Source organism: Allomuricauda sp. M10 (genome assembly GCF_020782875.1).
Lineage (GTDB): Bacteria > Bacteroidota > Bacteroidia > Flavobacteriales > Flavobacteriaceae > Flagellimonas.
Genome location: NZ_JAJGBN010000007.1, coordinates 63,265 through 82,657 on the forward strand (window position 1 = coordinate 63,265; position 19,393 = coordinate 82,657).

Genomic DNA, 19,393 nt, shown 5'->3' on the forward strand with positions numbered 1-19,393 from the left:
TAAGAAAATATGATTGCCAAGCCAAACCCAGAGAAAAACCTTTTCGTTCTTTTTTATCTTAATTCCATTTATCCACTCGGGTCCGGGATAAAATCCTATCTATCCGGAAAAATAAAGAGCTGTTCCTTTGCCAAGAATGAGATGGTTAGTAATAAAGGCGAGGTATGCAATAGACTCTACTTTATCAAAACGGGTATGGTAAGAGGGTATTTTAAAAGTGACTCTGCCGAAATTACCACATGGATCGATAGTGAGAATGAAGTGTTTACTTCCATTACCGGTTTTTTTAGGAACGAGCCTACCAAAGAGTACATTCAAAGTCTAGAAGAAACCCACTGCGATTATTTGGAGTACGAGGACTACAAGTACTGTCTCAACAATTTTGCCGAAATGCGGCAGATCAACAGGATATTACTTGAGGAGTACTATATGCTGGCAGAACATAGGGTGTATTTGGCAAGAATCCCCAATGCAGGAAACCGCTTGAATTTTTTTATTGAAAACCTCAACCCACACATCATCAATAGAATACCAAAAAAATATTTGGCTTCTTACCTGGCTATGAGGCCAGAGACCTTATCTCGGTTATTGAAAGAAAAGAAAATTATAGCATAAGATCTATCTGTTTCCAAAACGGTTGGTACTAAAATAATTTGTCCTGCTGATATCCGTACTGCACTGATTGATATGGATATATTGGAAGAATATCCTTCTTTTTTGTAAGAAAATAACCTAAAATTGATTTTTGTCAATTCTCCGAAAGATTTCTTGAAATAAGACGCATATGCCCCCGTTTCTTAAACAACGAATAGGAAAAGAACTACATTTTATTTTTTATAAAGTAGGAGAAGTTCCATCCAAGTAAAAAAGAAACAATTAAAAGATTCCCTTGTCATGAAAGAAATCTACTAAACACTCCCGAGTAAACTATCACAGGCTTATTGAACGGATTCCTGGTCAGAAATGACGTTTTGGGCATCCATGAAAATTGCTGCCCATTGGGCGGCCTGACCGTTCCATGCCTTTTTTGGGCTGAAGGAAAATGCAAAAGCAAATCACTTTTTAACCAATAAATAAAAATCAACAAAACAATGAAAAATCAAGTTAACAGGAAATCTTCATCCTTTTTTTTGATGCTGATCATCCTATTTGTTACCAGAACTATGGCGCAATCCAATGAATTGGTTGTCATCGATTCCAACTATTCCCAAAAACAACAAGTACTCGATCGTTTGGCATCGGGGATACCTGTTTTTGAAGTTGATGCGTCCAAAAATCCTTGGGAGTCCATTAGGGAATATTTGGAACGGAACCGTGAGGTGCTGACCCTTCATTTATTTGCCAATTCGGGCCATGGATCCTTGGAACTTTCCAATATATCTTATGATTCTGCCAAGGTGGATGAAGAGTTCGAACTTTCCATGTTGGAGGGGCTATACCAAGGAACAAACATTCAACTCCTTATTTATGATTGTACACTGGGTTCGGACATTGAAGGCCTTTCATTGATCCAAAAAATAAGTGAGAAATCCTATTTCAACATAGCCGTGCCTACAAACTGCAGCTCGGTTTTTAGTACCGACGTGGACTTTGATCATACCACAATGAACCAACCAGTCAATAATTCAATATTTAAATAGAGCTACCAGCCATGAAACAAACCATAACAAATACCTTATCATTCTTTTTGTTATTTCTTCTGTTTGGAGCCGTAAAGGCCCAAACCGTGGATATGACCGTAAAACAGGGACCCAATGTGGATGTCATGGTAACTGTTGGTTCGGCCAATGTGGATCTTTCCACGTTTGAGGCCGATCTTGAACAGGCCATGCACCTTAAGGGAATTCCTTTGGGAAAACTCCGTGTGGAAGCTTTTCAAAGAAGCTCCATTTCTTCCGATCAAGCCGATGCCAGCGATATTTTCAATAGCTGGAACATTATGGATTTTAATGGAGCCGAACCCCCAAATGCCCATAACTACTTAGGCAGTGCTGGTGGCGGTGCTTATTCAGGTCCTTACTTTTCCTTTGATTCAGGAACAAACCAGATCCTGGCAGATCCAGTGGCTCGAAATTCGGGCAACTATGGCGTGGCCATGTACGATCCAACAGGAGATGTTTCCGATGGGACCATTTCCGCAACCTTCGGACTTTCAGGGGCACCCTACACACATGCAGAAGTTGGTTTCATTTTCAAGAAAGTGGACAACAACAATTTTTACGCCTACATTATCGATAACCATACGGCGTGCGGTAACCTTATGAACTATGCGCCAGGGGATGGGTATCCTGCAGAGGCGATCCTTAAACGGGAAAATGGGGTGACCACCATTTTGGCAGTGAACACCAATAGTGGTAGAACCGGTACGGCAACTTACGGTTGGGATGAAAATAGGGCTGATATGTTCTCCGCATTCTATAACGGACAGCAGATTGATTTTAAAATAGAAATGTCGGGTAATGATATCAAGATTTCTCGACGGGGAGGTGGAGGCAATGCCGGCACCGATTGGATCGAAGCTTTTGATATAACGGATACAACCTTTTCTTCCGGAAGTTATGGCTTTTATGTACACGAACAGCAAAATGCCTATTTCAAGGATATCAACATAGAAAAACTGGAGCTGCGTGCCTTTAAGGATGTTTTGCGCGAACCGCAATGGAGAAACAGTGCGTTGAGATTCAACGTAAACCTGGACGATATAGAGGTAGCTGATTTTGATGTGGATACCGATCTTTCCGAAATCTTGATGCGAACCATCAATGAGGATATCCATTACATCGGCTGGGGAACCAATGCCAATGAGACACAGTTTGAACGGTTTATTACCCAAAACAACAGTCAAGGAACCTTTATTAACAGGGATGCTGGTAGTTGGTCCACTTGGATAGACGATATGGCCCAATACATTTACGAACAATATCAATTTGGTACAGTGAGTGCCGGGGAGTTCTTTATTGCGGGTACTTCTGTAGAGATCGATGTGGATCCAGCACAGTTGAAGAACAATACGGCAAATGCAAGTTACCCAAGCGGACGCTGGAAGATCACCCATGACGAGACTTATTTTCAGAACAACACGGGGCGTGTTTCTTGGAGCGGACTCTACTTGGAAGATGTGCCCGAGTATTATGAAAAGCCTGGTAAGTATACCTTCACTTTTGAAGAAATGCCCACGGCACCAACTACCTTGTATTTCCATCGTAGGCCAGTGGCAAGTTTCACTTATAGCAGTGCCACAGGTTTTATCAACAATACCTCCTACGATTTGGATGGTGGTTCCAATAATGGGATTAACCAATCCGAATGGAAATGGAAAGCTGTTGACGCTGCTTCCACCAACGATTGGGTTGATGGCCAATTTGATAAGAACGCTGTTTCCGATGGTCAATATTTAGTAATGCTAAGGGTCCAGGATCATCAGGGTACCTGGAGTAGTCCTACCAGTATCTATGTAGAAAAGACATCAGGTGCTGGTGGCAGTACCGACCTGCCCATTGCCCAGTTCAACATACAACCGGATTTGATCAATACCTATACCGGGAACATGACCATTGCCATTGAGGACAACTCGGTTGATCCTTATGGAAGAACCTTGTCCACCCAAGAATGGATCGTGACTCAACGAACTTATGATGGTGACGGTGACCCAACAGATACCCAGATTTACAACGCTTCGACCCCGATGACTGATTTCTCGGCATATAATAACCTATCCGCGGATTATATCATCAGTTTGCGTACCCAGACTGATACAGGGGTTTGGTCAGAACCGTTCTACCGAACGCTTACCATTGTTGATGATAATACCTTGCCGACCATTACGGCAAATCCATCCAGCGGAAACTTGGATACCAATACCGATATCCAACTGGTTTTTCAGGATGAGAATGGAGGTAGTGGTTTTGATGTACAGCGTTTTGCAAAAGTGCAAAGTGCCACGCCGCCGGCAACGGACAATGCGGCTTGGACCTCATGGAGCAATAGCCAATCCAAAACGACTTCATTCAATTCTGGAGGTTCAGGATGGTATATCCACGCTGAGGTCATGGACAATGCAGGTAATGTGGGTACGGCCACTTTTGGACCTTATGATATTACCTTGGTGGTAAGCGCCGATGACGACTTGGCCATTTTGGATGAAGATACAGTATCGGACCCCATTGATGTACTCTACAACGACGTGTACGATACCGGTGTTACCCCAACAGTGACCATCACGGTACAAGGAACCAAGGGGACTGCCGTGGTCAACGGAAGCAATCAAGTAGTATATACTCCCGACTCCAACAAAAATGGCACCGATACTGTCACTTATGAACTGGACGATCAAGGCCAAAAGGTAACGGCCAACATCACGCTTTCCATTCTTCCTGCGGATGATGCCCCCGTGGCAAATGCGGATAGCTTCAATTTGGATGAAAACGCAACGTTGAACGAGGATGTTTCCACCAATGATGTTGAGATTGATGGGGATGATTTGGTATACCACATTATTACGAACCCATCTCATGCCGCATCGTTTACGTTTAATGCTGATGGTACTTTTTCCTATGAGCATGATGGTGACGAGTCAGGAACGGACAGTTTCACCTATAATTTTGAGGATGCCGTTTCCTTCTCTGGAACCGTAACGGTTTCCTTTAGTATCAACAATGTGAATGATGCGCCTCAGGGAGGTAATATTACTTTGGATGTGATTCAAGATATAGGATATGGCTTTGCTGTAAGCGATTTCACTTTTGCTGATGATGACCCCAGTGATGCATTTAACGGAATCCAGATTATTTCGCTTCCCTCCAAAGGAACATTGACATATAATGGTAACCCCGTATCGGTCAATGATATGATTGATGATGTGACCTTATTGGTATATACCACGGAAAGTGGCGAATTTGGGGAAAGCTACACTTCCTTTTCATTTAAAGTGAAAGATGGGGACGATGCATTGAGCAGCACTACCTATAGTGCAAATATTACAGCGGCCCAAGATACCGATGGTGATGGAATCCCGGATGATTCTGACGACGATGATGATAATGACGGTACTTTGGACATCAATGACGATTTCCCAAAAGACCCCACCGAGGATACCGATACCGATGGTGACGGGACTGGTGACAATGCCGATGATGACGATGACAATGACGGCACTCCGGATAACGAGGATGCCTTCCCGCTAGATGATTCGGAGGATACCGACACCGATGGGGACGGGACTGGCGATAATGCCGATGACGACGATGACAATGACGGCACTCCGGATAACGAGGATGCCTTCCCGCTAGATGATTCGGAGGATACCGACACCGATGGGGACGGGACTGGTGACAACGCCGATGACGACGATGACAATGACGGCACTCCGGATAACGAGGATGCCTTCCCGTTAGATGATTCGGAGGATACCGACACGGATGGAGACGGAACCGGGGACAATGCCGATGACGACGATGACAATGACGGCACTCCGGATAACGAGGATGCCTTCCCGCTAGATGATTCGGAGGATACCGATACCGATGGGGACGGAACTGGCGATAACGCCGATGACGACGATGACAATGACGGCACTCCGGATAACGAGGATGCCTTCCCGCTAGATGATTCGGAGGATACCGATACCGATGGTGACGGCACTGGTGACAACGCCGATGACGACGATGACAATGACGGCACTCCGGATAATGAGGATGCCTTCCCGCTAGATGATTCGGAGGATTCCGACACGGATGGTGACGGTACTGGGGACAATGCGGACAACGATGCCGATAACGATGGGGTGCCCGATGATGAGGATGCCTTTCCAACGGACCCCAATGAAAGTGCCGATGTTGATGGTGACGGAATTGGTGACAACGCCGATAATGATGATGATAATGATGGAGTGGAAGACGTGGACAATGATGGTGATGGTCTTGGAGATAATGTGGACAACGATGACGACAACGATGGCATACCTGACAACGAAGATGCCTTTCCAACAGATGCAGGAGAGGATACCGATACGGACGGTGACGGCATAGGGAACAATGCAGATGATGATGATGATGGCGACGGTTACTCCGATGAAGTGGAACTGGACGAGGGCACGGACCCGACGGATGCTTCAAGTACTCCTGTCGATACGGACGGTGATGGTATACCCGATAGTTTGGATGACGATGATGACAATGATGGGGTTGCGGACAGGGACGATGCATTCCCAACCAGCGAGGAGCCTTCTTTGGTGCCGGCCCAGGCCTTCACGCCCAACGGGGATGGCAACAACGATACTTGGATTATTCCGGGGATCGATAATTACCCTAACAACGTGGTGAAAGTGTACAACCGATGGGGGCATGAGGTGTTCGCCACCAGATCGTACCGCAACGATTGGGGAGGATTCTACAAAAGCAGGAATGAAAAGCTCCCTGCAGGATCTTATCTGTACATCATCGACCTGGGCAATGGTAGTGCACCGTTACAGGGCTGGATCTTCATCAACTATTAAAAACCAACACAACAAAAACCTATCAAGATCATGAATACAATATATAGAATCACAATACTGGCCATGGCATTGGTACTTTCGGTATCGGCAAAGGCACAACAGGACCCGAACTATACCTTTTATAGGTATAACATGAACATCTACAACCCCGCCTTTGCTGGCAGCTCGGAGGGGGCGGAGCTCTCGTTGGGCATCAGGAGTCAGTGGGCCGGGGTGGAAGGCGCCCCGGAGAGCCAGAGTGCCATATTCGGGATGCCCGTGGGCAGGAAACTGGGGCTTGGGGTTTCCATCCTGAACGACAAAACCTTTATCGAAAGGCAGACTTGGGTGGCCATCGATGTGTCCTACCACATACAGTTGGATGAGGATCACACATTGTACTTTGGTATTAAGGGGAGTGCGAACTCCTATGATGCCAATACCGATGGACTGATTACCTACGGAGTGGGGCAAGATGGAGCACTTGTAGGCTACGAGAGCCGTTTCACCCCCAATGTAGGAGCAGGGGCGTTCCTGAAGCACGACAGGTACTTCGTGTCGTTGTCTGCACCGAAATTGTTGACCCCCGACCGCTTGCAGGAACGGGACGGCAATGCCTATTTGGGCGTGGACCGCATGCACGCTTACCTGAGCGGTGGGTACACTTTTCTCCTCGGCAAGACCCTAGATTTGAAGACCATGGGAATGTTCCGCTATGTGGACGCCTCACCGGTGTCGGTGGAACTAACCAGCCTCTTGGATTTCGGGGAGCGGTTCGAGTTTGGTGCCTCTTACCGTTTCGAGGAAAGTGTCAGTGGATTGGTGCTTTTCAAGATCAGCAATGGCCTGAACATAGGGTATGCCTATGAAACGGCATTGCAGAGTCCCATTGACGGGCTGGACAACAATACCCACGAGTTGTTCATGAGGATGAGTCTGTAGTATTTTTAGAATTCGATGGTTAAAACATATAATTTTTTGGTTAAAGCCCCTTATTTGAGGGGCTTTCCCTTATCTATTATTATGGTTAAGGCTTTAAACGGTTTTTATGTACATCGTCCCGATTCATAATTTTTAAATGATACAGCCCGCCAAATTCAAACAGAATCCAATAAGGCAATCAATTGTAAATTTTAGGGTTTAAGCATATTTTTTTTATGTGATAATATGCTATCATATACTACATTCCAAACAAGAAATTTAAGATTGGCAGTCCACGGGCTGCTGGTTTTAAGTCATTTATAAGCGTTGTCCAAGCGTAGTCGGTCAAGTAAAAGGATAGGTGTCCGCATTATAAGGGTCTTATAATTTGTTTCTCATTTTTCAATCGGGGGTTTCAAGTTTTAAATGCAATGGCTATAGGGATAATGCTTATTTTAGTTATCCGATACATGGGAAGAATCCTTTATTTCGAATATAATCCGTCAACTAATTTTTTAAAAATTCGACCATGAAGATTTCAGGATGGCTGTTCTTGCCGTTGTGCATTGTATTTGTGCATTGCAAACCCAATAATGGTAAAAAAGAATCCGCAACGGACTCAGAAATCCAAACTTCGGAGAGTAGGTCCTCTACCGTTTTTGATCCAACCGATCATCCTACACCAGAAGGAATGGTATGGATTCCAAGTGGGGAATTTATGCAAGGTGCCGTTTCTTCGGATAAAATGGCCATGGGACATGAAAAGCCCGCTCACCCGGTGTTCGTTGATGGATTTTATATGGATGTTCATGAGGTGACCAATGCCCAATTTGCTCAATTTGTAAAGGAAACCGCTTACGTGACGATTGCCGAGCGTGCAATAGATTGGGAAGAAATGAAAAAACAATTGCCCCAAGGAACACCCAAACCGCATGACTCCATTTTACAACCAGGATCTCTCATATTTAAAAAAACCAAGTCCACTGTACCCAACCTCTATGATTATTCACAGTGGTGGGAATGGAAAATCGGCGCAAGTTGGGAACACCCCAATGGACCAGAAAGTGATATAATGGGCAAGGAAAATAATCCTGTGATACATATTGCGTTGGAAGATGCATTGGCGTATTGCAAATGGGCGGGGAGAAGATTGCCTACTGAGGCCGAATGGGAATATGCGGCAAGGGCCGGAAAGAAGAACGACCTGTTTTTCTGGGGTAACGATGTGGGGCAACTCAGTAAACATGCCAATTCTTGGGAAGGGGAGTTCCCCGTGACCAACACCCAAGAGGACGGATTTGAGCGTCGTGCCCCAGTGATGAGTTATCCTCCAAACGATTTTGGCCTTTATGACATGGCAGGAAATGTTTGGGAATGGACCGATGACTGGTATAATACAAAGTATTATAAGCAGCTGGCGGACCAAAATGAAACGGCCCAAAATCCCAAAGGGGCATCCAAAGCCTTTAATCCATCCAATCCATATGCGGAAGAAAAGGTCATCAAAGGCGGTTCGTTCCTGTGCAGTGCCTCGTACTGTGCAAGTTATAGGATCAGTGCCCGAATGGGCACAAGTCCCGATTCTGGCATGGAACATTTGGGATTTAGAACCGTTTTGTCCCCTCCATCGGAATAAGATCCAAACACATTTTTTGTATGGTTGTACTGAATTTGATCTGATCAAATGTTCATTAAAAATCCGTTGAGGTTTTCTTTTCGACCCAGACCCAGTTTTTTTCGTAGCCTATAACGAGCCAACTCCACACCGCCGTTGGAAATGTTCATGACTTCCGCGATTTCCTTTGTGGACATGTTCATCAGTAAATAAGTGGAAAGATCGAGTTCCCTTGAAGAAATATCGGGATATTTTTCCTTGAGTCTTTTTAAAAAATCAAAGTGCACGTTCTTGATGTGTTTCTCCAGATCGTTCCAACTGTTGCCATTGATTTCCTTCATGATACTTTTCTTTAAAGTAGTCAATTGGGCCTTACTTTGATCGTTCATGGATTCCGTGTCCATTTCCTTCAACTTTTGAATGATCGTGTTCAATATTTTGTTCTTTTTCACCACTTGAAGGGAATTGTTGACCAATTCCTTGTCCTTGGCCAATATTTTGGTCTTTAATCTATCCCTGTTCAACTTTTGGATCTTCTTCTCCAATTTGTATTGTTCCAGACGTATTTTGGATTCTTTTTCCAGATAGATCCTACGTTGTTCAATGGTTTCGTAATACCTGTTCTTTCTTATTTTGGCCTTAATTTGAAGGCGTACTAAAAAAATGGCCAGGCAACCCAACAAAAAGTATCCGATATAGGCAATGATATGTCTGTACCATGGCGGACTAACGGTAAAGGTCAGGGTAGCAGGCTCGGATTCAAGACCATAACTGTTTTTTTCTTTCAACCACATGGTGTAGGTACCTTCCTTTAGGTTGGTATATTCCTTGATCGATTGTTTGGACCAAGGACTCCATTGCAGGTCAAAGGGTTCTAATTGATACGCATATTGAATGTTGTCCTGATTTTCAAAATCGGGGGAGGAGAAGGTGAATTTCACATTGTTTTTGGCATAGGGCAGTTCCAAGTTCGATTCTTTTAGTTGTGGATTACCCTGAACATAGGATTGATCGCCAAACGCGAAGGTCCGAATGAATACCTTGGGTTTGGAAATGTTCTCGCTGGAAAACTCGGAATTGTAATGTGCCAGGCCATTGATCATTCCAATAAAGATATTTTTGGGATCCAAGGTGTTCACGGATAGATAATTGAAAACAAAATTGCCCTTAAGGATAGAAAAAGGTTCCATAACATTGGAATAGCCACCACTTTCAGATTTCATCAAAACGCCCAACGATTCTGAGTTGTCATAGGAATACCAAAGATTTCCATACGTATCCTGCAATACGGAATTAATGGGAGGTATGTCTTGGAACAATCCACTTAGTGCGGTTTCTTCCTGAAAGGCATCAAAATTTTTGGAATATGTATAAAAATGGTTGTTGGCAACGAAATATAAGGTGTTGTTTATTTTTTGAAGGGTATGGATAGCATTCTCTTCAAGGGTTTGGAATTTGTTCTTGACCGTGAACGTATCAAATCCATCATTGAAGGCCAATTGATATAGCGTCTGATCCCGAAGAAGCCACAAATATCCTGATTCAAGTTCAAAATCCTTGGAACTGTTGTAAAATCCCTGTACCCTATTTTTAAAGTTGATACCACTCTTTGTTCGCTCAAAAATGGTAAACCCACCATAATTGGAACCAATAAAGAGATTAGGATGTTCGGGTATTGCTTTAAATCCAAAATACCCCGTATGGTCAAGGACCCGGTCCACTTTTCCATCTTTGATGATCAAGGCACCCTTGTTGTTGGCACAGATAAGTTCCCCTGAAATCACCTGAATATTCCATGATTGGGCAGTAGTTCCCTCTACCAATCTGAAAGTGTCATCAGTAAAAGTCCCTTGCAAGTAATGGTAAAAAACCCCTTGGTTGGTTGCCACATATAAAACTCCGTTGTGCGTAATGGAGGCATATACGGAACTTAAATTAAGACTGGAACTGAAATAGGTAAAAGGCGAATTGATGTTCAGATAGGAAATACCATTATCAAGACCCAGCCAAAGATTGTTGGTGTTGTCTATGAACGAATGGAGCACCGTGTTGTTCTTAAGCCCTTTCTTAAGGTCTACATGCTGAATGATCTCTCCTTTATTGTCACAAATAATGATTCCTCCCAAAACGGAGTTCAACGCAATGGCATTTTTATTGATCCTTACCCCACCTAGTGAGCTGTTCTTTTTTAAAAACTCATTTGCCTCTGTGTTCCAGGGCGACACATTTTGTCCATCATAAACAAAAAGTCCCGCTTCCAATGTGGCTATCAACAACTGATCGCGATCCATGGCAAACATGCCCCAAATTTCATATCCGTTGAGGACTGTGGTGCCAGGTAAAGGAACCAATTCCCCATTTTTGTATTCGGTGATGCCCTTGGTAATATCCTGAAAGTAGATTTTGTTGTCCACCTGATGTGAAAATTGAAATCTTCCTTCTACGGGCAATATAGAAATGGTTCCATTTTTAAAAACGTACCCAGCGGTAAAGGATTGGAATAGTACTTCTTGGTCAACAATGTGGATCCTCCAGATAAAGTCAGTTGAGCGGTATTTTTCATCAGGAACTTTCGGAATCAGTGAAACGTAATCCAGCATTCCCTTGTCATTGGATTCAAAATACCCGAATTCATTATACGCCCCAACGTAGATCCGTCCGGTAATGGAATCAAATTTCACCGATCGTATATTGGTGGAGTTGGGGATGGTGTAGGTGCGCCAGGTGGCACCATCAAACTGCAATAGGCCATTATTATTGGCGAAATACATATTGCCATTCGAATCCTGGTCAATATCCCAGTTTTGGGTTCCACTTTGGTATTCTGCCTTGGTAAAGTTTCTAATGTTGGGCAACCCATTTCCCTTTATCTGCGAATGGGTACCTGCTGTAGCGAACAAAAAAGCGATTGCCAGCAGCAATTTCAGCATGGAAGGAAAAGAAATTCCTGTGTATGAAAATGGAGGGTTCGTCATCCGAAAAAGCTTTCAAAATCCACATTTTACGGGGCGTTTGCCGGGATTTTCCTGCAAGTTATTCCATTGTTGTGTTTTTTACAAAATGTATATAGGAAAAAGTAAGTGTTATTAAAAATTAAATAATTGAAAAACAAGGTTTTAATTATTTTTTTGATGTGTTTTTGTAAATATTTTAATTGGATTTGATGTGTTTTTGTAGTGGGATGTAATTGTTGTATTGGTAAAATGATATCTAATATCGTTGTCAAATGCATAATATTTTAACAATAATTAACTTAAACTAACAAACGCATGAAGCTAACTAAGTCATTCGTACTATGCGCTTTATCTTTGATTTTTTCCGCGTATGTACAGGCCCAAAGCATAACGGTCCGTGGATTGGTTAAAGATGATGGGGGAATTCCCCTTCCTGGAGCATCGGTGGTGCTCAAAAATACCAATACCGGAGTTTCCACGGATTTTGATGGAAATTTTGAAATTTCTGCACCTACCGATGGTGTTTTGGTTTTCAGCTATATCGGGTATGTTCCCGTTGAAGAAGCCATAAACGGCAGAACCGAGATCAATGTAACCCTGGTTTCGGATGTAAATCTATTGGATGAGATTGTAGTGGTAGGGTATGGTACCCAAAAGAAAAGTGTGGTTACCGGTGCCATTTCAGGGGTAAAGGAAAGTGACCTTGAGGATTTGCCTATTACCCGTATCGAACAGTCTTTACAAGGTAGGGCCTCGGGTATTACCATAGCTGCCAATACCGGTCAGCCAGGAGCATCGTCCACCATCAGGGTTAGGGGTATAACCACCCTTAACAACAACGAACCACTTTGGGTTGTGGATGGGGTAATTGTAGATGCTGGGGGAATCGGTTACTTGAATCAGTCCGATATTGCTTCCATTGAAGTTTTGAAAGATGCGGCATCGGCGGCGATTTATGGATCTCGTGCTGCAGCCGGGGTTATTCTGGTAACGACCAAAAGCGGTAAATCTGGAAAACTGAGTGTCAATTATAGTGGATATACCGGTGTTTCTGGTCCTGCCAGAAAATTGGATCTGCTCAATGCCACTGAATATGCAAGCTTAAGGAACGAAGCTTCCGTTGCAGCCGGTGGAAGCATTCTTTTTGCTGATCCTGCTTCCTACGGTAAAGGAACCGATTGGCAAGAATTGATTTTCAATAAAAGTGCCAAACGTGAAAACCATGAATTGAGCATCAGTGGTGGTAATGAAAAGTCAACCTTCTACGCTTCATTTGGTTACTTGGATCAAGAAGGTATCGTGGTATCGGACATCTCCCATTATATCCGAAAGAACTTCCGTTTGAACTCAACCCACAAAATCAATGATTATTTAAGGTTTGGGCAAACATTTGGGTATTCCAACGAAAAGAATGCCGCTATTGATGGGAATACTTTCTACGGTGGACCGCTATCTTCTGCTGTCAACCTAGATCCTATAACTCCAGCTATAGAAACCGACCCAACCGCTTTAAGTGGGGTTCCTTATGTTGGGGATACTGGTGGACTTCGTTCCGATTTGATCTTGGCTCCAAACGGTTTTCCCTACGGTATTTCCACATTGGTAGGTCAGGAAATGACCAACCCATTGGCTTTCACCCAAACAAGATTGGGTAACCATAGCTGGTCCGATAATTTTGTAGGTAATGCTTATTTTGAAGTAGAACCCATCAAAAATTTAAGGGTTAGGAGTACTTTCGGTGGAAAATTGGCTTATTGGGGCGGACAATCGTTCAATCCTGTAGCTTTTTTAACTTCTTCATTCGTAACCTCCCAGAACAGTCTATCTAGAAATACCAATAAAGGTTTTGGCTGGAACATAGAAAATACTGCTTCCTATACCAAGGAAATCGGGGAGCATGATTTCACTGCTCTATTGGGACAGGGTGTTTATGTGGATAACATTACCGAAGGGCAATCCATTACCTACAACAATATTCCCGTGAACGATTATAAATTGGCATCCTTCAATTTTGATATCCCAACGGAACAGATCAATGCCAGCGCCTATACCGGTGTTATCCATAAAGTGACCTCTCTTTTTGCAAGATTGAACTACGCTTACATGGAAAAATATCTTTTTACCGGTATCGTGAGGCGTGATGGTTCCAGTCGATTTGGATCCAATAACAAATATGGCGTGTTCCCTTCCTTTTCTTTGGGATGGGTGGCCAATCGTGAGAACTTCTGGCCAGAGAACGATATTGTGAACCAATTGAAGATCCGTGGAAGCTACGGAGTTACCGGTAGCGATCAGATCGGGGATTTCAGATATCTATCAACCATAGGTGATGGAAGAAACTATGCCGTGGGTACAACCGGTTCGGTTACCATTGGTAATAGCCCTGATGCACCTGCCAACCCAGATTTGAAATGGGAAGAAACCAGTCAGACCAACGTAGGTTTCGATGCAACACTCTTCCAAGGGTTGAGCGTTACTTTTGATTGGTACCTCAAGAAAACTACTGGTATCTTAAGGGATGTTCCCCTTCCAGGTTATGTTGGAGCAACCGGTAGTCCTGCAGGTAATGTGGCCGACATGGAAAACAGGGGTATAGACCTTGGATTATCATACAACAAGGATTTTGGGGATTTAGGTTTCTCGATCAGTGGAAACATGTCCACCGTGGAGAATGAAGTAACATTCTTGGGTACAGGGGTCGACTTTTTATCTGGAGGCACCACGGTTCAGGCCAGTACGTTCCCAATCACCCGTACTCAAGTGGGGCAACCTGTAAACTCTTTCTACGGTTTTGTGACCCAAGGAATTTTCCAAAGTCAGGCTGAGGTGGAAGCGTATACCAATTCTGAAGGAGTAATGATGCAGCCCAATGCCAAACCAGGGGACTTTAGATGGAAAGATGTGGATGGCGATGGCGTCATTACCGATAGTGATCGTGATTTCTTGGGAAGTTCCATTCCAAAGGTCACTTTTGGTATCAACCTGAATTTGAACTATAAAAACTTTGATCTGTTGGTGTTTGCCCAAGGTGCGGCCGGTAACAAACTTTTCCAGGCACTTCGTAGATTGGATATCGGTAGTGCCAACTTCCAGACTTCCGCTTTGGGAAGATGGACAGGTGAAGGAACCTCAAATTCCTTCCCAAGGCTCACCACCAACGATACCAATAAAAACTTTACCAACCCTTCCGATTTCTATTTGGAAGACGGTGACTATTTGAGATTCAAGACCATTCAGTTTGGATATACCTTCCCACAAGATGTGATGAACAAAGTGGGCGTTACCAAATTGAGGTTGTACGTAACTGCAGAGAACCTGATCACCTTTACCAAATACACAGGCTTCGACCCAGAGATCGGTGGTGATGTATTCGGTATTGACAGGGGGTATTACCCACAGGCAAGAACAGGAATGTTGGGTGTTAATTTACAATTCTAAAAAAACGATTATGAAACTCGAAAACATAAAATATTTGGTTTTTGGTTTAGTACTTACATCCATCTCTTGCAGCAAGGAGTATTTGGATGTGGAACCAAAAGGAACGTATCTGGAGGAAAACTATTATAGTAACGAAACCCAGGCGTATTCAGGCTTGATCGCCGTTTATGACATCTTGGGTAAAGAGGCCAGGGGATTTGAGAACATGGTGACCATGATGAATGCGGGATCTGACGATCATTACGCAGGTGGTGGTGGACCTGATGATGGTGCAGGTATTCACGCTTTTTCAAATTACAGCATTACACCCTCAACCATCCCGACCAGCTTTTGGGACGATTATTTTCAAGGGATTTTTAGGGCCAATGTGTTGATTGCAAAATTGCCCGAAGTTCCCATGTCCGATGCTACACGGGATAGGTTTACAGCAGAGGCCAAGGCGCTTCGTGCCTACTTCTATTTTCAATTGGTACGCATGTTCGGTAACATTCCGTTGATTGTAGATCCACTTCCAACTGCAGAAATTTATAATGTGGAACAGTCCTCCAAAGAGGCGGTTTATGCCCAAATAGAGGCAGATTTGGAAGAAGCCAAACTGGATTTGCCAGATATGGTGAACGCTGCTACCGAAGCGGGTCGTTTCTCCAAAGGGGCCGCACAGGCTTTATTGGGAAAAGTATATCTGTACGATGGTAAAAATGCCCAAGCGGCTGCAGAACTTGCTGAGGTGAACGGTACCCCAGGTAGCACAAGCAAATATGGATACAGGCTTTTGGATGAATTTGCCGATCTATGGGATTTTGGGAACACTTTTAATTCGGAATCTATTTTAGAAACCACCAATACCAACCAAAGTAATGCGGATTGGGGCTTTTGGGGTTCTGGGGCCGATGAGGGGAACAGCATCAACATCATGGTGGGGCCACGAAGCTATGTGCGCAGTGCGGGTTCCACAGCACCTGATTATGCACCGGGATGGAGTTTCAATGTTTTTACCAATGACTTTTACAACGCTATCGTGGGTGACCCAAGGTTTGATGAGACCATTGCAAACTTGAAGGCTTTTGAGGAAGGTGGCGAGATCGAATACTTACATGGTGACCAGGATACAGGTTACTACTTGAACAAGTTCATGCCACTCAACAGTGATGCTACTACTGGTGGTGGGGTGAAGGAATTGAACTACCAACAACACGTGTACATGATCCGTTTGGCCGACACCTACCTTTTGGAAGCTGAGGCTTTAGGAGGTTCTGGAACAAGGGCCCAAGCATTATTGGATGCTGTAAGGGCCAGGGTAGGATTAACTTCCGTACCGGTTTCCAATCAGGCCATCTGGAACGAACGTCGATTGGAATTGGCCGGTGAGGGCCACAGATGGTTCGATTTGGTAAGGACAGGAAATGCCGCAACCGTATTGGCCGGCCGTGGATTTACGGCAGGAAAGAATGAAGTGTTGCCCATTCCATTAAAAGAATTGGAGAATACCAAATTGGTTCAAAACCCTAACTATTGATGAACAATAAAATAGCTGTCATGAGACTGAAATTTATAAAACACATAAATAAGTCGATCGTGTTTGGGATGCTGGGCATGGTTGTATTGGCTGGTTGTCAGCCAGAGGATTCCTTTGAGAACAATGGACTCACGGACCCCAATTTGGATGCTTCCTTCAGTATAACCGCCGTAAGTGGTTCTGCTAACCGATTTGTATTGGAAGCCCTTAATTCTAACTATGTCTCCTCAAAATGGGATGTTGGGGAAGGGGCTTATCAAGGAAAATCAACGGAAGAAATCTTTTTACCGGATGCTGGAACATATACCGTCACCCATACTGCAATTGGCAGGGGTGGGGAATCAAAAAGCACTTCCCAAGAATTGGTTGTGGAAGTGTCCGATCCTAATGCAGGTAATTTGGTTTTGGGAGGTAAGTTCGAGACCGATGAGGATATTGCGGAATGGACCATACTGACCATTAGTGCCTCTGGCGCAAGTTGGACTTTCGATTCGGGTGCGGCTACCGTTACTGCAAGCGATTGGAACCAACAGGGTCTTTTTCAGGCCATTGATGTACAAGGTGGCAAAAATTACGCCATCGATATGAATGTACGTGGTGATGGATCCGTGGACACTTGGTTTGAAGTATATCTTTCAACTACTGCTCCCACCCAGGGCAATGATTATTCCGCAGATGGCACCCGAATTGGGTTGAATACATGGGCAGGATGTGGAAATGCACCATTTAGCGGTAAGCTTTCACAGCTTACCTGTTCCGGAAGTGGCAATGTGGTCAGTTTTGACGAGGATGCCACCGTTTACCTGGTCATTAAATGTGGTGGGGCAAATGTAGGCGCCATAACCATTGATAATGTGGAACTTCGCGGAACCAATTAAAAATGAAAGTTAGTTAATTTAATTTTGAGTTAGATTTTGTTAAATGGCCCATGGTACAAGGCGACCATGGGCCATAAAAACCGTTGGACATAGTCCATACCACAGCTATGAAACTGACCCCCGTTTATATATTGAGTGCTTTTTGTTTTGTCTGTATTTCTTGTGAAAGAACACAAAGTACTGTAGCATCCAATGCAGAAGAAAAAGAACCTATACCGTTTACCGCAAAGGGAAAACAAGTAACGATTTACACTACTGCGGACAGTTCCAATCTTAGATTGACACCCTCGGAAGGCCCAACATTTTTAGATGCTGAACAACCCCTTGAAAGTGAAATATCCGTTTTTGTGGAACCGAGGAAAACATTTCAAACTATTTTGGGAATAGGAGGCGCCATTACCGATGCAAGTGCGGAAACATTCGCCAAGCTAGATCCAACGCATCAAGAGGAATTATTGAATGCCTATTACAGTCAGGATGAAGGATTGGGTTATACCCTGCTCAGGACCAACATCCATAGCTGCGATTTTAGCAGTGGAAGCTATACTTATATTGAGGAAGGGGATACCACTTTGACTACTTTTTCAATCGAGCATGATCAGGAGTACCGAATCCCGATGATCAAAAAAGCCATTGATAGGGCAGGAGGGTCTTTGGTTACCTATGTATCTCCATGGAGTCCGCCCGCATTTATGAAGAGCAATAACAACATGCTGCAAGGGGGTACTTTGTTGCCTGAATACTATCAAAACTGGGCCAATTACTTTGTAAAGTTCATTCAAGCTTATGAAGCGGAGAACATCCCTATATGGGGAATGACCGTTCAAAACGAACCCATGGCCAAACAAACTTGGGAGTCTTGTATTTACACTTCAGAAGCGGAACGCGACTTTGTGAAAAACTATTTAGGTCCCACTTTGGAAAAGAATGGGTTGACCGATAAAAACATTGTGGTTTGGGATCACAACCGTGATCTGATGAACCAAAGAGCAGATGTTGTTTTTGGGGACCCGGAGGCATCAAAATACATTTGGGGCATGGGATTCCATTGGTATGAGGATTGGTCTGGTGGAGATCAACAATACGAAAACGTAAGAAAGGTACAGGAAAGCTATCCATCTAAAAACCTGCTGTTCACTGAAGGTTGCAATGATCATTTTGATGCGGCGAAGTATCAGTTTTGGCCCAATGCGGAACGTTATGGCAAAAGCATGATCAATGATTTTAACAACGGCACCGTGGGTTGGACCGACTGGAACATCCTTCTGGATGAAAATGGAGGGCCCAACCATGTGGGTAATTTTTGCTTTGCCCCGATCCATGCGGATACACAGACCGGAGAGTTGATCTATACCCCTTCTTATTACTATATCGGCCATTTTTCAAAATTTGTGAGGCCAGAGGCAAAAAGAGTGGCTTCGGCGGTGAGTAGAAGTGCTCTTTTAAGTGCTTCCTTCCTAAATCCGGATGGTAAAATGGCCACTGTGGTCATGAACCAAACCGATGGTCCCATTCTTTATTACCTTTATGTGGATACCCAACGGACCCAAATTGAAATACCGGCACATGCCATTCAAACTATTGTCTACTAATAAATTA

General features: G+C 43.9%; 10 protein-coding genes. 9 read left to right on the top strand and 1 reads right to left on the bottom strand.

Going from position 1 to position 19,393, the window contains the following annotated elements:
- The first annotated feature begins 9 nt into the window (after positions 1 to 9).
- The 5 genes from LKX84_RS15875 to LKX84_RS15895 all read left to right on the top strand — a co-directional run bounded on the left by LKX84_RS15875 (position 10) and on the right by LKX84_RS15895 (position 9,029).
- Positions 10 to 615 carry a Crp/Fnr family transcriptional regulator gene (locus LKX84_RS15875; RefSeq protein ID WP_228238324.1) on the top strand — a complete coding sequence of 202 codons (606 nt, stop codon included), beginning with the start codon at positions 10 to 12 and terminating at the stop codon, positions 613 to 615.
- Between the two features lie 476 nt (positions 616 to 1,091).
- Positions 1,092 to 1,640 (top strand): DUF4347 domain-containing protein, encoded by a 549-nt coding sequence (locus tag LKX84_RS15880; RefSeq protein WP_228238326.1) that lies wholly within the window; start codon positions 1,092 to 1,094, stop codon positions 1,638 to 1,640.
- 11 nt (positions 1,641 to 1,651) lie between these two features.
- Positions 1,652 to 6,493: a gliding motility-associated C-terminal domain-containing protein gene (locus LKX84_RS15885; RefSeq protein WP_228238328.1), complete on the top strand. Its 4,842-nt coding sequence runs from the start codon at positions 1,652 to 1,654 to the stop codon at positions 6,491 to 6,493.
- A gap of 30 nt (positions 6,494 to 6,523) precedes the next feature.
- Entirely contained in the window at positions 6,524 to 7,414 is an 891-nt protein-coding gene (locus LKX84_RS15890; RefSeq protein ID WP_228238330.1) for a type IX secretion system membrane protein PorP/SprF, read from the top strand.
- Positions 7,415 to 7,922: 508 nt separating this feature from the next.
- Positions 7,923 to 9,029 (top strand): formylglycine-generating enzyme family protein, encoded by a 1,107-nt coding sequence (locus tag LKX84_RS15895; RefSeq protein ID WP_228238332.1) that lies wholly within the window; start codon positions 7,923 to 7,925, stop codon positions 9,027 to 9,029.
- 44 nt (positions 9,030 to 9,073) lie between these two features.
- Here LKX84_RS15895 and LKX84_RS15900 read toward each other — a convergent pair whose 3' ends face one another.
- Positions 9,074 to 11,938: a triple tyrosine motif-containing protein gene (locus LKX84_RS15900; protein WP_228238334.1), complete on the bottom strand. Its 2,865-nt coding sequence runs from the start codon at positions 11,936 to 11,938 to the stop codon at positions 9,074 to 9,076.
- Positions 11,939 to 12,277: 339 nt separating this feature from the next.
- Here LKX84_RS15900 and LKX84_RS15905 point away from each other — a divergent pair, with 339 nt between their 5' ends.
- The 4 genes from LKX84_RS15905 to LKX84_RS15920 all read left to right on the top strand — a co-directional run bounded on the left by LKX84_RS15905 (position 12,278) and on the right by LKX84_RS15920 (position 19,386).
- Positions 12,278 to 15,400: a SusC/RagA family TonB-linked outer membrane protein gene (locus LKX84_RS15905; RefSeq protein ID WP_228238336.1), complete on the top strand. Its 3,123-nt coding sequence runs from the start codon at positions 12,278 to 12,280 to the stop codon at positions 15,398 to 15,400.
- Positions 15,401 to 15,410: 10 nt separating this feature from the next.
- A complete protein-coding gene (locus LKX84_RS15910; protein WP_228238338.1) occupies positions 15,411 to 16,916 on the top strand; it encodes a RagB/SusD family nutrient uptake outer membrane protein in 1,506 nt (501 codons plus the stop codon).
- A 20-nt stretch (positions 16,917 to 16,936) separates the two neighbouring features.
- Entirely contained in the window at positions 16,937 to 17,794 is an 858-nt protein-coding gene (locus LKX84_RS15915; protein ID WP_228238347.1) for a hypothetical protein, read from the top strand.
- Positions 17,795 to 17,901: 107 nt separating this feature from the next.
- A complete protein-coding gene (locus LKX84_RS15920; protein WP_228238349.1) occupies positions 17,902 to 19,386 on the top strand; it encodes a glycoside hydrolase family 30 protein in 1,485 nt (494 codons plus the stop codon).
- Positions 19,387 to 19,393: the final 7 nt, after the last annotated feature.

Excerpts from the sequence above, each read along its gene's own strand:
- LKX84_RS15915 (WP_228238347.1), top strand. The coding sequence starts at position 16,937 with ATGAGACTGAAATTTATAAAACACATAAATAAGTCGATCGTGTTTGGG.
- LKX84_RS15920 (WP_228238349.1), top strand. The coding sequence starts at position 17,902 with ATGAAACTGACCCCCGTTTATATATTGAGTGCTTTTTGTTTTGTCTGT.
- LKX84_RS15895 (WP_228238332.1), top strand. The coding sequence starts at position 7,923 with ATGAAGATTTCAGGATGGCTGTTCTTGCCGTTGTGCATTGTATTTGTG.
- LKX84_RS15890 (WP_228238330.1), top strand. The coding sequence starts at position 6,524 with ATGAATACAATATATAGAATCACAATACTGGCCATGGCATTGGTACTT.
- LKX84_RS15880 (WP_228238326.1), top strand. The coding sequence starts at position 1,092 with ATGAAAAATCAAGTTAACAGGAAATCTTCATCCTTTTTTTTGATGCTG.
- LKX84_RS15910 (WP_228238338.1), top strand. The coding sequence starts at position 15,411 with ATGAAACTCGAAAACATAAAATATTTGGTTTTTGGTTTAGTACTTACA.
- LKX84_RS15905 (WP_228238336.1), top strand. The coding sequence starts at position 12,278 with ATGAAGCTAACTAAGTCATTCGTACTATGCGCTTTATCTTTGATTTTT.
- LKX84_RS15900 (WP_228238334.1), bottom strand. The coding sequence starts at position 11,938 with ATGCTGAAATTGCTGCTGGCAATCGCTTTTTTGTTCGCTACAGCAGGT.
- LKX84_RS15875 (WP_228238324.1), top strand. The coding sequence starts at position 10 with ATGATTGCCAAGCCAAACCCAGAGAAAAACCTTTTCGTTCTTTTTTAT.
- LKX84_RS15885 (WP_228238328.1), top strand. The coding sequence starts at position 1,652 with ATGAAACAAACCATAACAAATACCTTATCATTCTTTTTGTTATTTCTT.